At 70.7% G+C, this 14,351-nt stretch carries 12 protein-coding genes; 10 read left to right on the top strand and 2 right to left on the bottom strand.

The window, feature by feature from the left end; translation table 11 throughout:
• Positions 1-39: 39 nt before the first annotated feature.
• Positions 40-807, bottom strand: a complete 768-nt coding sequence (gene map, locus ACFVXA_RS31240; protein WP_390027886.1) for a type I methionyl aminopeptidase — start codon at positions 805-807, stop codon at positions 40-42.
• Positions 808-839: 32 nt separating this feature from the next.
• Between map and ACFVXA_RS31235 the strand changes: the two genes are divergently transcribed.
• From ACFVXA_RS31235 to ACFVXA_RS31195, 9 genes are all read left to right on the top strand, one after another.
• Positions 840-1,094, top strand: a complete 255-nt coding sequence (locus ACFVXA_RS31235; protein ID WP_362024907.1) for a helix-turn-helix transcriptional regulator — start codon at positions 840-842, stop codon at positions 1,092-1,094.
• Positions 1,095-1,334: 240 nt separating this feature from the next.
• Positions 1,335-3,068 (top strand): hypothetical protein, encoded by a 1,734-nt coding sequence (locus ACFVXA_RS31230; protein ID WP_390027883.1) that lies wholly within the window; start codon positions 1,335-1,337, stop codon positions 3,066-3,068.
• A gap of 172 nt (positions 3,069-3,240) precedes the next feature.
• A complete protein-coding gene (locus ACFVXA_RS31225) occupies positions 3,241-4,083 on the top strand; it encodes a nitrilase-related carbon-nitrogen hydrolase (RefSeq protein ID WP_383743500.1) in 843 nt (280 codons plus the stop codon).
• A complete protein-coding gene (locus ACFVXA_RS31220) occupies positions 4,080-5,363 on the top strand; it encodes an aspartate aminotransferase family protein (RefSeq protein WP_362024915.1) in 1,284 nt (427 codons plus the stop codon). Before ACFVXA_RS31225 ends, ACFVXA_RS31220 begins: the two co-directional genes overlap by 4 nt.
• A gap of 32 nt (positions 5,364-5,395) precedes the next feature.
• On the top strand, positions 5,396-6,952 hold the full coding sequence (locus ACFVXA_RS31215) for a PucR family transcriptional regulator (RefSeq protein WP_383743504.1): 1,557 nt from the start codon (positions 5,396-5,398) through the stop codon (positions 6,950-6,952).
• A 185-nt stretch (positions 6,953-7,137) separates the two neighbouring features.
• The gene (locus ACFVXA_RS31210) at positions 7,138-7,980 is read left to right on the top strand and encodes a nitrilase-related carbon-nitrogen hydrolase (protein WP_362024921.1); all 843 of its coding nucleotides are present in this window, start codon (positions 7,138-7,140) and stop codon (positions 7,978-7,980) included.
• A 139-nt stretch (positions 7,981-8,119) separates the two neighbouring features.
• Positions 8,120-9,523, top strand: coding sequence for a dihydropyrimidinase (gene hydA, locus ACFVXA_RS31205; protein WP_362024924.1), 1,404 nt, complete (start codon positions 8,120-8,122; stop codon positions 9,521-9,523).
• A gap of 18 nt (positions 9,524-9,541) precedes the next feature.
• Positions 9,542-10,564 (top strand): TIGR03842 family LLM class F420-dependent oxidoreductase, encoded by a 1,023-nt coding sequence (locus ACFVXA_RS31200; protein WP_384021989.1) that lies wholly within the window; start codon positions 9,542-9,544, stop codon positions 10,562-10,564.
• A 153-nt stretch (positions 10,565-10,717) separates the two neighbouring features.
• Positions 10,718-12,244, top strand: coding sequence for an NCS1 family nucleobase:cation symporter-1 (locus ACFVXA_RS31195; RefSeq protein ID WP_362024930.1), 1,527 nt, complete (start codon positions 10,718-10,720; stop codon positions 12,242-12,244).
• 24 nt (positions 12,245-12,268) lie between these two features.
• Here the strand turns inward: ACFVXA_RS31195 and ACFVXA_RS31190 are convergent, their stop codons facing one another.
• Positions 12,269-12,934 (bottom strand): hypothetical protein, encoded by a 666-nt coding sequence (locus tag ACFVXA_RS31190; protein ID WP_362024933.1) that lies wholly within the window; start codon positions 12,932-12,934, stop codon positions 12,269-12,271.
• Positions 12,935-13,385: 451 nt separating this feature from the next.
• Between ACFVXA_RS31190 and ACFVXA_RS31185 the strand changes: the two genes are divergently transcribed.
• The gene (locus tag ACFVXA_RS31185; protein ID WP_390027881.1) at positions 13,386-14,006 is read left to right on the top strand and encodes a DUF4232 domain-containing protein; all 621 of its coding nucleotides are present in this window, start codon (positions 13,386-13,388) and stop codon (positions 14,004-14,006) included.
• Positions 14,007-14,351 lie beyond the last annotated feature (345 nt).

The following is a 14,351-nucleotide window of genomic DNA, read 5'->3' as shown; positions in this document are numbered from 1 at the left end:
CCGGGCGCCCGGGGCCTCGGGGCCGCCGCCTCCGGCGGCTCAGCGTGCCGTCAGGATGCGAGGCCCGGCCGACGTGATCGCCACCGTGTGTTCGGTGTGGGCGGCGCGGGAGCCGTCGTCGGTGCGGAGGGTCCAGCCGTCGGGGTCCGCGTGGTAGCCGTCGGTGCCGCCGCCGATGAGCATGGGCTCGATGGCGAGGACCATGCCGTGGCGGAGGGGGAGGCCGCGGCCCGGGCTCCCCTCGTTCGGGACGCCCGGGTCCTCGTGCATGCGGCGGCCCACGCCGTGGCCGCCGAAGCCGTCCGGGATCCCGTACCCCGCCGCGCGGCACACCGTGCCGACGGCGTGCGCGATGTCGCCGATGCGGTTGCCGACGACGGCTGCCTCGATGCCCGCCGCGAGGGCGCGCTCGGCGGTCTCGATCAGGCGGAGGTCGGCGGCGCGCGGCTTGCCGACGACGAAGCTGATCGCCGAGTCGCCCACCCAGCCGCCCAGTTCGGCGCCGAAGTCGGCGGAGACCAGGTCGCCGTCGCGCAGCCGGTAGCCGTTCGGGATGCCGTGCACGATCGCGTCGTTCACGGAGACGCAGAGGACCGCGGGGAACGGCGTCGGCGCGAAGGAGGGGCGGTAGCCGAGGAAGGGGGAGCGTGCGCCGGCGTCCCGCAGGACCTGATGCGCCACCTCGTCCAGCTCCAGGAGCGAGACGCCGACGTCGCCCACTTCCCGCACCGCCGTCAGGGCCCGGCCCACGACCTGGCCCGCCGCGTACATCTCGTCGATCGATGTGTCCGTCTTCAGTTCCACCATGCCAATTACTATACCGGTATTAGAATGGGGGGATGGTACGCACCCCCCTGACCCCCGAAGAGCGCGAACGCGGGGAGCGGCTCGGGCAGTTGCTGCGCGACGCCCGCGGTGGCCGCAGCATGACGGAGATCGCGGCGGTCGCCGGGATCTCCGCCGAGACGCTGCGCAAGATCGAGACCGGCCGGGCGCCCACTCCCGCCTTCTTCACGGTGGCGGCCCTGGCCCGGGCGCTCGGGCTGTCGATGGACGACATCGTGCTGCGCTGCGCGCTGGAGCGAGCGGCGTGAGGTGTGAGGACGGCGGGGGCTGAAGCGAAGCCGTCTCGTGGCCGGATGCGGGCAGTGCCCAACCGCCCGGCGGGAGAGGCGAGTAGGGTCTCGTGCCAACTGCGACCCGGCGGGCCGCACACGGGTTCATCCATCCCGGAGCGCTCTGCGCCCGGTCCGAAAACTCCCTGTAGCCGTTCCGTAACACGGCTGGTGTTTTCTTCCGGATCGGAGCACTCCAGTCGGGCGGGGAGTCATGTGATGGCTGTAGAACAACTCCCGGGTCAGGTGCGGGAGTTCGCGAGGTACCTGAACGGGCTGATGGAACGGCTCGATCGGGGCGGCGGCTGGTGCGGAGTGTTCTGGCAGCGCGACCCCGACGGCATGCGGGCCTGCCTGGACGGCTGGGAAGTCCCGCCCTGGGACGTCGTGGAGGCCCTCCTCCAGGACCTCGCCGCCGAGTACGGCGACCGCGCCACCGTCCAGGAGACCCAGCGGGCCCGCCGGCTGCACGGCGCCTCGCTCGCCGCGTACGACGCCCGGCCCGGTGGCCGGGACGCCCTCGGAGACCGCCTCGACGTGATGCTCCGCGAACAGCGCTACGCCGCCGAGCGCCAGGCCGAACTCGGCCGGCTGCTCCACTCGGCCGGCTCCCAGGAGGAGGCCGAGTCGTTCCGGCTCGACCTCGCCTGGGCCCACGACGACCACGAACGCGCCACCGCCCGCTGCACCGAGCTCCGCCACCGTATGGCCGAGCTCGACCGCCGAGCCCTGCGCACCCACGCGCAGGACACCCTCAGCTTCCCGGCCGGCCCGGCCGGGGACGTGTTCCGGGTGCGGGAGCCCGAGGGCGGGGTGCATGCGCCGGGCAAGCAGACCGCGTCGCGCTTCCCCTACGAGCCCCCGGCGCCCGCGGATCGACCGGCGACCCCCCGCTCCGATCCGTACGCCCCGGATCGACCGGCGACCCCCCGCTCCGACCCGTACGCCCCGGATGCGCAGACCCCGGACTTCTACGCCTCGGATCCGTACGCCCCGGACGCGCCCACCCCCGACGCCTACGCCTCGGACGCGTACGCCCCCGACTCCTACGCCTCCGATCCGTACGCCTCGGACGAGCACACCCAGGACTCCTACGCCTCCGACTCCTACGCCCCGGACGCGTACGCCCCCGACGGCCGGGCCGACCACGACCAGCCCCAGACCCCCGCTCCGTCCCCGTTCCCATCCACGACCCCCGACCCGGAGCCGACCCCCGCCGCCCCCAAGCAGCGCTCCAAGCGCCGCCCCCGGGGCAGTGCCCGTTTCGCCGGGATGCTGGAGCCGGAGGCGGCGCCCGTCGCCGTACCCGAGGTGGCGCCGCCCGCACCCGCCCCGGCGGTGCCGAGCGGCCGTACCCCCCGAGGCGCGCGTTTCGCGGGGGCGGCCGAGGCGCCCGTACAGCCGCGTGCGGAGCCGCTGGACGAGGACGCCCGGCGGGCCACCGCCGAGACGGTGGAGACGCTGACACGGCTGCGCGGCGAGGGCAGGAGCGGCGAGGCGCACGCCCTGCTCGTCGAGGCCGCGTACTGGCCCGCCGCCCGCTTCCCGCTGCTCGCCGCCGAACTGCATCGCGCGGGCCTCGACGCCGACTGGGCCACCCTGCTGTGGGAGGCTGCCTCACTCCCCGCCGACCGGCTGGTCGCCGCAGCCGACGCGCTCGTCGCGGCGGGCCGCACGGCCGACGGGCAGCAGATGCTGCGCCAGGGCGTGGCCCGGCCCGCGCCGGAGATCGGGGCCGTCGTACTGGGCCTCGCCGAGGAGGGCCGCAGGCGCGAGATCGGGGCACTGCTGGGCGCGTACGTCCGTGTACGCACTCCGGAGGAGGCCGCCCGCAGCGCGGAAGCCGACCCGCAGCGGCTCGTGCCGCTCCTCCTGGAGGCCGCCCAGGGCGTCTCCGACGAGCGCCACTGGGACCTGCTGCACGCCCTGAGAGTGGCCGGCTTCACCGCGTGACCTGTCCGGTCACCGGACCTGTCGCTCACCCACAGGGGTGTGAAACGTGATCGACTCAGCGGGTTAACGACGATGGTCTTGGCAAGGCTCTCCAGGGGGCTTACTTTCGAGCCTCTACAGCCTTTGTCTACGGGCGTAGAGGCTCTCTGACGTCCCGTCGAAGGAGCAGCTCATGGCCAACGTCGTACGTGCCGCTCTGGTCCAGGCCACCTGGACCGGCGACACCGCATCCATGGTCGCCAAGCACGAGGAGCACGCCCGCGAGGCGGCCCGGCAGGGCGCCAAGGTCATCGGATTCCAGGAAGTCTTCAACGCCCCCTACTTCTGCCAGGTCCAGGAGCCCGAGCACTACCGCTGGGCGGAACCCGTGCCCGAGGGGCCCACCGTCACGCGGATGCGGGAGCTCGCCCGCGAGACCGGCATGGTCGTCGTCGTGCCCGTCTTCGAGGTCGAACAGTCCGGCTTCTACTTCAACACGGCGGCCGTGATCGACGCCGACGGCACCTACCTCGGCAAGTACCGCAAGCACCACATCCCGCAGGTGAAGGGATTCTGGGAGAAGTACTACTTCAAGCCGGGCAACCTCGGCTGGCCCGTCTTCGACACCGCGGTCGGCAAGATCGGTGTGTACATCTGCTACGACCGCCACTTCCCGGAGGGCTGGCGCCAGCTCGGCCTGAACGGCGCCCAGCTCGTCTACAACCCCTCCGCCACCTCCCGTGGTCTCTCCGCCTACCTCTGGCAGCTGGAGCAGCCCGCGGCCGCCGTCGCCAACGAGTACTTCATCGCCGCGATCAACCGCGTGGGAGAAGAGGAGTACGGGGACAACGACTTCTACGGAACGTCGTACTTCGTCGACCCGCGCGGACAGTTCGTGGGGGAGACGGCGAGCGACAAGGCCGAGGAACTCCTTGTCCGCGACCTCGACTTCGACGTGATCGAGGAAGTACGCCAGCAGTGGGCTTTCTACCGAGACCGCCGTCCCGACGCGTACGAAGGGCTGGTGCAGCCGTGACCGATCTGTACGCGCGTCACAAGGCCGTCCTGCCCGACTGGCTCGCCCTCTACTACGAGGACCCGCTCGAGATCACCCACGGCGAGGGCCGCCACGTCTGGGACGCCAAGGGCAACAAGTACCTCGACTTCTTCGGCGGCATCCTCACCACGATGACCGCGCACGCCCTGCCCGAGGTCACCAAGGCGGTGAGTGAGCAGGCGGGGCGGATCATCCACTCCTCCACGCTCTACCTCAACCGCCCGATGGTCGACCTCGCCGAGCGGATCGCCCAGCTGTCCGGCATCCCGGACGCCCGCGTCTTCTTCACCACCTCCGGCACCGAGGCCAACGACACCGCCCTGATGCTCGCGACCGCCTACCGGCAGAGCAACCAGATCCTGGCGATGCGCAACAGCTACCACGGCCGCTCGTTCAGCGCGGTCGGCATCACCGGCAACAAGGGCTGGTCGCCGACCTCCCTCTCGCCGCTCCAGACGCTGTACGTCCATGGCGGCGTCCGCAGCCGCGGCCCCTACGCCGATCTCAGCGACGCCGAGTTCATCGCGGCCTGCGTCGAGGACCTGAAGGACCTGCTGGGCCACGTCCGCCCGCCCGCGGCCCTGATCGCCGAGCCCGTCCAGGGTGTCGGTGGCTTCACGCTGCCGCCCGACGGCCTCTACGCCGCCTTCCGTGAAGTACTGCAACAGCACGGCGTCCTCTGGATCGCCGACGAGGTGCAGACCGGCTGGGGCCGTACCGGCGAACACTTCTGGGGCTGGCAGGCGCACGCCGCCGCCGGCCCGCCCGACATGCTCACCTTCGCCAAGGGCATCGGCAACGGCATGTCCATCGGCGGCGTCGTGGCCCGCGCCGAGATCATGAACTGCCTGGACTCCAACTCCATCTCGACCTTCGGCGGCTCACCGGTCACGATGGCGGCGGGCCTGGCGAACCTCACGTACCTCCTCGAACACGACCTCCAGGGCAACGCCCGGCGCGTCGGCGGGCTGCTCATCGAGCGGCTCCGGGCGATCGCGGTGGCGCTCCCGGGCGTACGAGAGGTACGCGGGCGCGGGTTGATGATCGGCGTCGAGCTGGTCGAGCCCGGCACGGACGAAGCCAGTCCGCAGACAGCGGCAGCCGTGCTCGAAGCGGCCCGCGAAGAAGGCCTGTTGATCGGCAAGGGCGGCGGTCACAACACCAGCGTGCTGCGCATCGCACCCCCGCTCTCCCTCACCGTCGCGGAGGCGGAGGAGGGCGCGGCGATCATGGAGCACGCGCTGAGGTGTGCCCGTTAGGACCAGTAGCGCCTGAGCAAGGGAACGTCGCCATGACCGCCGCCTCGGAACCCGCACTGTCGGTACGCCAGGTCCTCACCCTGGACCGGGTGCTCGCCGGAGAGCCCGAGGTGGTGGCCGGGGCGGGCCATCTCGACCGGGCCGTGCGGTGGGTGCATGTCGCCGAGGCGGCGGACGTGGGCGTGATGCTCACCGGCGGTGAAATGGTCCTCACCACCGGGGTGTTGCTCGCGGGCGACCCCGACGCACAGGCCGAGTACATCCGTTCGCTGCACCGCGCGGAGGCCGCGGCCGTCGTCCTCGGACTCGGCCGGGCCTTCCCCACCCCGCCGGACGTGATGCGGCGGGCCGCCGATCGCTGCGGGCTGCCCATGGTGGTGCTCCACCGGCCCTTCCCGTTCGCCGAGTTGACGGAAGAGGTGCAGTCCCGGCTGGTCCGAAGCAAGTTCGCGGCCGTGAGTCTCTCCGAGACGGTGCGCGGCGCGCTCACCGGGCTCATCACCTCGGGCGCCCCCTTGCAGCGGATGCTCGACGAGATCGCCGGGCACGCCGCCTGTCCGGTGGTCGTCACCAACCTCGCCCACCGGGTGCTCGCCACGGCGGGGGAGCGGCCCGCCGTGGACGACGTGCTGCGTGACTGGGAGCGCATCGCCCGGCAGGCGGGCGGCAGTGAGGGCGACGGATGGATCCGCGCCGAGCTCGGCGGACGCGGAGAGCGCTGGGGCCGGATCGTGCTGTGCGGGTACCGCGGCGACGCCGCGACCGGACGGCTGCTCGCCGACCGCGCCGCCGAGGCCCTGGTCCTGCACCGGATGCTCGGCGGCTCCGCGCACACCTGGGAGGAGGAGTCCGCGCAGAGCCTGCTGACCGACCTGGTGAGCGGGGTCGTACCGGCCCGGCAGCTGCTGCCGCGGGCACGGGCGGCCGGGCTGCCCGTCAACCGGCGCGCCTTCGTGCCGCTGGTGGTGTGTGACGGCGTCCCGACACAACTCGACCGTGTACTGCGCCTGTTGGGCCTCCCCGGACTGGTCGCCGAGCTGGCTGACGGAGCCACCGCCGTGCTGCTCAGCCTCGCCCGAGATCAGGACGCCGAGGCGCTGGCCGCGCACTTCGCCGTACGACTGCGGCACGAGACCGGCGCCCGTACCACCGTGGCCGCGGCCTCCGCCCGTACCGCCTGGGACGACGTACCCGGCGGCCTGCGCGAGGCCCTGCACGTCGCCGAGGCTGCCGCCGACGCACCCGCCGACCAGGACCAGCCGGTGCTCGTACGCCTGCGGGACGTCCATCTGCGCGGCCTGGTGCGGCTGTTGCGCGACGATCCGCACGTCCAGTCCTTCGCCGAGCGGGAGTTGGACGGGCTGCTGTGCGGGGCGGACGCGGAGTCGGAGCTGCTGCCCGTGCTGCGGACGTATCTCGCCACCGGCCGCAACAAGTCGCGCACCGCACAGCTCCACCATGTCAGCAGGCCCGCGCTGTACCGGCGTCTGGAGGCCATAGAGGCCCGGCTCGGCGTCGACCTCGACGACTTCGAGCAGGCGGCGTCCGTGCACATCGCGCTACTGGCGCACGACGCGCAACAGAGATGACACATGCGACGACGTGGGAGAACGGGGGTGAAACATGGACCGACGCAGGGGTGACACCGTGCAACGCCGCGCGTCCGCAGACGTGACACCGTGCAACTCAAAGCCGCCCTCCGGGCTTTCTAGGCTCCTGGGGCGGGCGCCGGAAGCGCCGTCTGCCCCAGCACACCGAGCGACCGGAGGTCCCGATGAGCAGAGTGATCCGCGCCGCCGTCTTCCAGACCGCGTGGACCGGCGACAAGGAATCGATGATTCAGGTCCACGAGCAGGCGGCCCGCGACGCGGCCGCGCAGGGCGCCCAAGTCCTCTGCTTCCAGGAGCTGTTCTACGGACCCTACTTCTGCCAGGTCCAGGACAAGGCGTTCTACGCGTACGCCGAGCAGATCCCCGAAGGCCCGATCGTGCGGCGCTTCCAGGCGCTGGCCGAGGAACTGGGCATCGTCCTCGTCCTGCCGATGTACGAGGAGGAGCAGCCCGGCGTCCTCTACAACACGGCCGCCGTGATCGACGCGGACGGCTCGTACCTCGGCAAGTACCGCAAGCACCACATCCCGCAGGTCGAGGGCTTCTGGGAGAAGTTCTACTTCCGTCCGGGCAACGCCGACTGGCCGGTCTTCGACACCGCTGCCGGCAGGATCGGCGTCTACATCTGCTACGACCGGCACTTCCCGGAGGGCTGGCGTGCGCTGGGTCTGGCGGGCGCCGAGATCGTCTTCAACCCGTCGGCCACCTCGCGCGGCCTGTCCTCCTACATCTGGCAGCTGGAGCAGCCGGCGGCGGCCGTCGCCAACGAGTACTTCGTGGGCGCGATCAACCGCGTGGGCGTGGAGGAGCTGGGACCCAACGACTTCTACGGAACGTCCTACTTCGTCGACCCGGAGGCCCAGTTCGTCGGGGAGGTGGCCAGCGACAAGGAGACCGAACTCGTCGTCCGCGACCTCGACATGGCCAAGCTGCGCGAGGTGCGCGACCGCTGGCAGTTCTACCGGGACCGCCGCCCCGACGCGTACGAGCCGCTGACCGCGCCGTAGCCCGGCGGCGCCCTGGAGTCCGCCGGGGTTCCCGCGCCCCCGAAGGGGCGCGGGCTGTGCCTTTGCGCGGCTCCGCCGCGCGGGCGCGACCAGCCACGAGTGACCCGCAGTTCTCAGCGCACGGCAGGAGAGAGGGAGCATGAGCAGCCGTACCGTCATCCGTAATGGCCTCGTCATCACCGCGTCCGACGAGATCCATGCCGACGTCCTGATCGAGGACGGCCGGATCGTCGCCCTCGCCGCGACCGGCACCCCGGCGGCCGAGTCGTGGACGGCCGAGAAGACCATCGACGCCACCGGCAAGTACGTCATCCCGGGCGGCGTCGACGCCCACACCCACATGGAGCTGCCGTTCGGTGGCACCTTCGCCTCCGACACCTTCGAGACGGGCACCCGGGCCGCCGCCTGGGGCGGCACCACCACCATCGTCGACTTCGCGGTGCAGAGCGTCGGCCACTCGCTGCGCGAGGGCCTCGACGCCTGGAACGCCAAGGCCGACGGCCAGTGCGCCATCGACTACGCCTTCCACATGATCGTCTCCGATGTGAACCAGGAGACGCTCAAGGAGATGGACCTGCTGGTGGAGGAGGGCGTCACCTCCTTCAAACAGTTCATGGCCTACCCCGGTGTCTTCTACAGCGACGACGGCCAGATCCTGCGCGCCATGCAGCGCTCCGCCGAGAACGGCGGGCTGATCATGATGCACGCCGAGAACGGCATCGCGATCGACGTGCTGGTCGAGCAGGCGCTGGCCCGGGGCGAGACCGACCCGCGCTTCCACGGGGAGGTGCGCAAGGCCCTGCTGGAGGCCGAGGCGACACACCGCGCCATCAAGCTCGCCCAGGTCGCCGGGGCTCCGCTGTACGTCGTGCACGTCTCGGCGCAGGAGGCGGTGGCCGAGCTGACACGGGCGCGCGACGAGGGCCTGAACGTCTTCGGCGAGACCTGCCCGCAGTACCTGTTCCTGTCGACCGACAACCTCGCGGAACCGGACTTCGAGGGCTCGAAGTACGTGTGCAGCACGCCCCTTCGCCCCAAGGAGCACCAGGCCGCCCTGTGGCGCGGCCTGCGCACCAACGACCTGCAGGTGGTCTCGACGGACCACTGCCCCTTCTGCTTCGTGGGCCAGAAGGAGCTCGGCCGGGGCGACTTCTCGAAGATCCCCAACGGCCTCCCCGGCGTCGAGAACCGCATGGACCTGCTCCACCAGGCCGTCGTCGACGGACACATCTCGCGCCGCCGCTGGATCGAGATCGCCTGCGCCACCCCGGCCCGGATGTTCGGCCTGTACCCGAAGAAGGGCACCATCGCGCCGGGCGCCGACGCCGACATCGTCATCTACGACCCGCACGCCGAGCAGGTCATGTCGGTCGAGACGCACCACATGAACGTCGACTACTCGGCGTACGAGGGCAAGCGCGTCACCGGGCAGGTCGAGACCGTGCTCTCGCGCGGCGAACCGGTCATCACCGAGCGGGAGTTCACCGGACGCGCGGGTCACGGCGTCTACACCCCCCGCTCCACCTGTCAGTACCTTCTCTGAGCGACTAGGAGTGGCGCCATGGACTTCGGACTCGTCCTGCAGACCGACCCCCCGGCCTCCCGCGTCATCGACCTGATGAAGCGGGCCGAGGGCAACGGCTTCACGTACGGCTGGACCTTCGACTCGGCCGTGCTGTGGCAGGAACCCTTTGTGATCTACAGTCAGATCCTCGCGAACACCGAGAAGTTGACGGTCGGGCCGATGGTCACCAACCCGGGCACCCGCACCTGGGAGGTCACCGCCTCCACCTTCGCGACCCTCAACGACATGTACGGCAACCGCACGGTCTGCGGCATCGGGCGCGGCGACTCGGCGATGCGCGTCGCCGGGCGCAAGCCCAACACCCTCGCCCGCATCAGCGAGGCGATGAAGGTGATCCGGGCCCTCGGACGCGGCGACGAGGCCGACCTCGGCGGCACCGTCATCAAGTTCCCCTGGGTCAAGCCCGGCGCCGAACTCCCGGTGTGGATGGCCGCGTACGGCCCGAAGGCGCTGAAGATGACCGGCGAGGAGGCCGACGGCTTCATCCTCCAGCTCGCCGACCTCTATCTGACCGAGTACATGGTCAAGGCCGTGAAGGACGCGGCGGTCGAGGCGGGCCGTGACCCCTCCGAGGTGAAGATCTGCGTCGCCGCGCCCGCGTACGTCACCGAGGACGACTCGGCCGAGGCGCTCGCCCACGCGCGCGAGCAGTGCCGTTGGTTCGGCGGCATGGTCGGCAACCACGTCGCCGACCTCGTCACCAAGTACGGCGAGCACTCCGCCGCCGTCCCCGAGGAGCTCACCGACTACATCAAGGCCCGAGAGGGGTACGACTACTCCCACCACGGGCGCAGCGGCAACCCCGACACCAAGTTCGTGCCCGACGAGATCGTCGACCGGTTCTGCCTGATCGGCACGGCCGAGCAGCACACCGAGAAGCTGAACAAGCTGCGTGCGCTCGGGGTCGACCAGTTCGCGCTGTACGACATGCACGACGCGCAGGAAGCCACCATCGACGCCTACGGCGCGAAGGTCATCCCGGCCGTCAACGCTCAGTGACACACCGTAAGCAACCTTGCTGAAAGGCCCCTTGAGGCCCTCTCCCCGTTCTCCCCTTCCCAGCGTTCCGGGAAGGGGGCCAGGACGCTCCCCGCGTACCCCCCAGAAGCCCGCACGGCCTTTCCCGTCACTCCTCACTTGATTGGCCTGCCCATGACCGAGACCGTCCCCACGGACAGCCCGCCCGCCGCCCAGGTCACGCTTCCCGACGGCCGGGTGGAGATCGCCCCCGGCGCGCCCGCGCCGAGCGGCCCCTACGCCAACGAGGACCTGCTGCCGGTCCCGGTGGAGAAGCGCACCTGGACCACGTACAACTTCTCGGCGCTCTGGGTCGGCATGGCCCACAACACCGCCTCCTGGACCCTCGCCTCCGGTCTGATAGCCGTCGGCATGGACTGGAAGCAGGCCGTCTTCACCATCGCGCTGGCCAACCTGATCGTGCTGGTCCCGATGCTGCTCACCGGGCACGCGGGACCCAAGTACGGCATACCCTTCCCGGTCTTCGCCCGCGCCTCCTTCGGCGTCCGGGGCGCCAACCTGCCTGCTGTGGTGCGGGCGTTGGTGGCCTGCGGCTGGTTCGGCATCCAGACCTGGATCGGCGGTGAGGCGATCTACTTCCTCGCCGGGAAGCTCTTCGGCGACGGCTGGGCGAACGCCTCCGAGGTCGGCGGCTACGCGTGGACCATGTGGCTGTCCTTCGCGATCTTCTGGGTGCTCCAGGTCGCCATCATCTACCGGGGCATGGAGACGATCCGCCGCTTCGAGAACTGGGCCGCGCCCTTCGTGCTCGTCGGCGCGGGCGTGATGCTGTGGTGGATGAGCAGCAAGGCGGGCGGGTTTGGGCCGCTGCTCGACCAGCCCTCCAAGCTGGGCTGGGGCGGCGACTTCTGGAAGCTGTTCTGGCCCTCGCTCATGGGCATGATCGGCTTCTGGTCCACACTGTCGCTGAACATCCCCGACTTCACCCGCTACGGCAAGAGCCAGAAGGCGCAGACCTGGGGCCAGGCGCTCGGTCTGCCCACCACGATGACGCTGTTCGCGTTCCTGTCCGTGATGGTCACATCCGGCTCGCAGGCCGTGTACGGCAAGGCGATCTGGGATCCGGTCCAGCTGGCCGCCAAGACCGACAACGTCTTCGGCCTCCTCTACGCGCTGGTCACCGTGCTGGTCGCGACCCTGTCCGTGAACATCGCGGCCAACCTTGTCTCGCCTGCCTTCGACTTCTCCAACATCGCACCCCGGAAGATCAATTTCCGTACGGGCGCGCTCGCCACCTGCGTCCTCGGCGTGCTGATCTTCCCCTGGAAGCTGTACTCCGACCCGCAGGGTTACATCTTCACCTGGCTCGGGCTGGTCGGCGGTCTGCTCGGCACGGTCGCGGGCATCCTCATCGCCGACTACTGGATCCTGCGCCGCACCAAGCTCGACCTGGCCGACCTGTACCGCACGGGCGGCCGCTACTGGTACGACGGCGGCTGGAACTGGCGGGCCGTCGTCGCCTTCGTCACCGGCGGCGTCCTGGCCATCGGCGGCGCGGACTTCCATCCGCTGATCGACGGACGGCCCATTCCGGCCCTCGAATCGCTGGCCGACTACGGATGGGCGGTCGGGCTCGGTACGTCGATGGTCCTGTACGTGGTGTTGACGTTGTCGCGGGGCCGCGGGAAGGCGGCCGCCTGACATCTGAAGGAGCTGGGAGGACGGTCAGCTCTTCTGGCCGTCCGCCAGCGCGGCCACCGCGTCCTTGGCGGCCTTGATGGCACCCTTGTTGATCTCGTCCGTGCCGGGCGCCTTCTTCGTCTCGAAGTCGCTGCCGTTGTACGTGATGACGACCAGCGCGTTGGACGCGCGGACGATCACCACCCCCTCGCGGGTCTGCTGCTTGTTCTCCGTGGTGAGGTTCACGACGGAGTAGCCCTCGTCGCCGAGTCCGGGAACCGCCCCTCCGCCACTCTTGTCCGCGATGCGTTCCTTGTACGACTTCTGCGCCGCCGCGTCCGTGTCCTTGATCTCGTACGAGACGTCGAGCCAGCGGTAGTCGAAGCCCTTCAGCGCGTTCCAGGAGCAGGTGCGGCGCACGGACTTGTCGGTCGACGCGATCTCCTGACCGGCCGTCTTGGCGCCCGGGACCAGCGACTTGACCGTCTTCTCCGCCACACCGGTGCAGGGTGCGGGCGAGGTGGCGTACGTCTTGGTGGCGGCGGAGGTCGACGGTGCGGATGGCGTGTCCGTCGTCTTTTGTGTCGGTTTGTGCTCGGCGGTGGGGGTCGCGGCGAACGGACCGGACGTCAGAGCCCAGCCCGCCGAGGCGAGTACGGCGACCGGCAGCAGGCGCGCGGTGAGGGCGAGCGGCAGAGGAAGAGAACGCAAGGCGCACTTCTCGTGGGGGACGGGGCGGAGGGGGTCCGCACTGCGGACGGGACGCCAGTCTCACATGAGTCCCTGTGGGGCGGAAGGGCCAACTCGCTCCGTGCCCGCGTGGTGACAGTGGCTCACTGTTGACGGGCTGTGGACCGCCGCGCGGCGACCTCGCGGCGACCTTCGCGGCCGCCCCCGATGTCACCGGCCACTCAGCCGGCCGGAGGCGGACACCGCGATCCGTCTCGTCCGGACGGCTCGCTTCCGGTGCCTTGCTCCTGCTGCCTTGCTCTCGCGGCCTTGCTCCCGTTGCCTCGCTTCCGCTGCCTTGCTCTCGCTGCCTTGCTCCCGTTGCCTCGCTCTCGCTGCCTCGCTCAAGTCGGGCCCGGTGACGGCGTGTGGGCTCCTCGTCGTCGTACGCGGAGTGACGGATTCCGCCGAGCCCCCGTGCCATCATCGGGCCGTGATCGCGATACGCCCGAGGTGGACCCGTACCGCCGCCCTCGTCTGCCTGTTGGCGCTGACCGCCGGCGGCTGCGGGCTCTCCGCCGAACTGGACCGCGAGCGCAATCCGGAACGCAGGCCCACCCCGACGAAGACCCGCGCCGTACCGCCACCCGCGCCGACGAGCCCCGAGCCCTCACCGGCCGTAGCGGTCCAGCGGGAGCACGGCTGCCCGCCGTCCGGCCTGCGCGTCGGCACCGGCTCGGTCGACGGGGCCATGGGGCTGCGCGCCATGACGCTCACCCTGACCAACTGCGGCAAGCGGACACGGGAGATGAACGGCTATCCCACCGTCCGCGTCCTCGACGAGACCGGCGCCCCGCTCACCGGCGTACACACCGCCGAGGGGACGGGCAAGGTGTTCATGGCGCCCGACAGTCCTCGTCCCGAACCGTTCAAGCTCCGTCCCGGCGAGACCGCGCACGCGACCCTGTACTGGCGGATGGCAGCCGAGCACGGCACCTACCTGCGCGTCGCGCCGGACGAGGTGAGCGACGCCGTCAACGTACGCCCGCGGGAGCCCCTCGACATCGGCCCGGAGAACACCCTCGGGACGACGGCGTGGGCCCTGGAGTCCTAGGGCCCCGAACTGTCACCTTGCCGTCCGTCAGCCCGTACCCGCCGGGAACGAGTTGATCATCCGCTCGATGACCGCCTCGCGCGCCGCCGGGCTCGCGAAGCTGCGCAACACCGGACTGCGCTGGGCGACCGGCGAACCGCTCCGCGCCTACCTCGTGGACAACCATCTCTGGCGCGAAGCCCCGGTCGCCTGGTGGGTCGCTCGACACCGCACCCTGTGTGCGCTGATGAGCGGTTACACCCTCGCCGTCGAACTGCTCTTTCCCCTGGCGCTGTCATCGGACGTCCCCGCAGGCGCCCTCGTACTCGCCGCCATCGCCATGCATCTGGGGATCCACGCTGCTAT

This window comes from Streptomyces sp. NPDC058246, from assembly GCF_042881985.1.
Lineage (GTDB): Bacteria > Actinomycetota > Actinomycetes > Streptomycetales > Streptomycetaceae > Streptomyces.
This window is presented reverse-complemented; position numbering and strand designations above follow the sequence as displayed.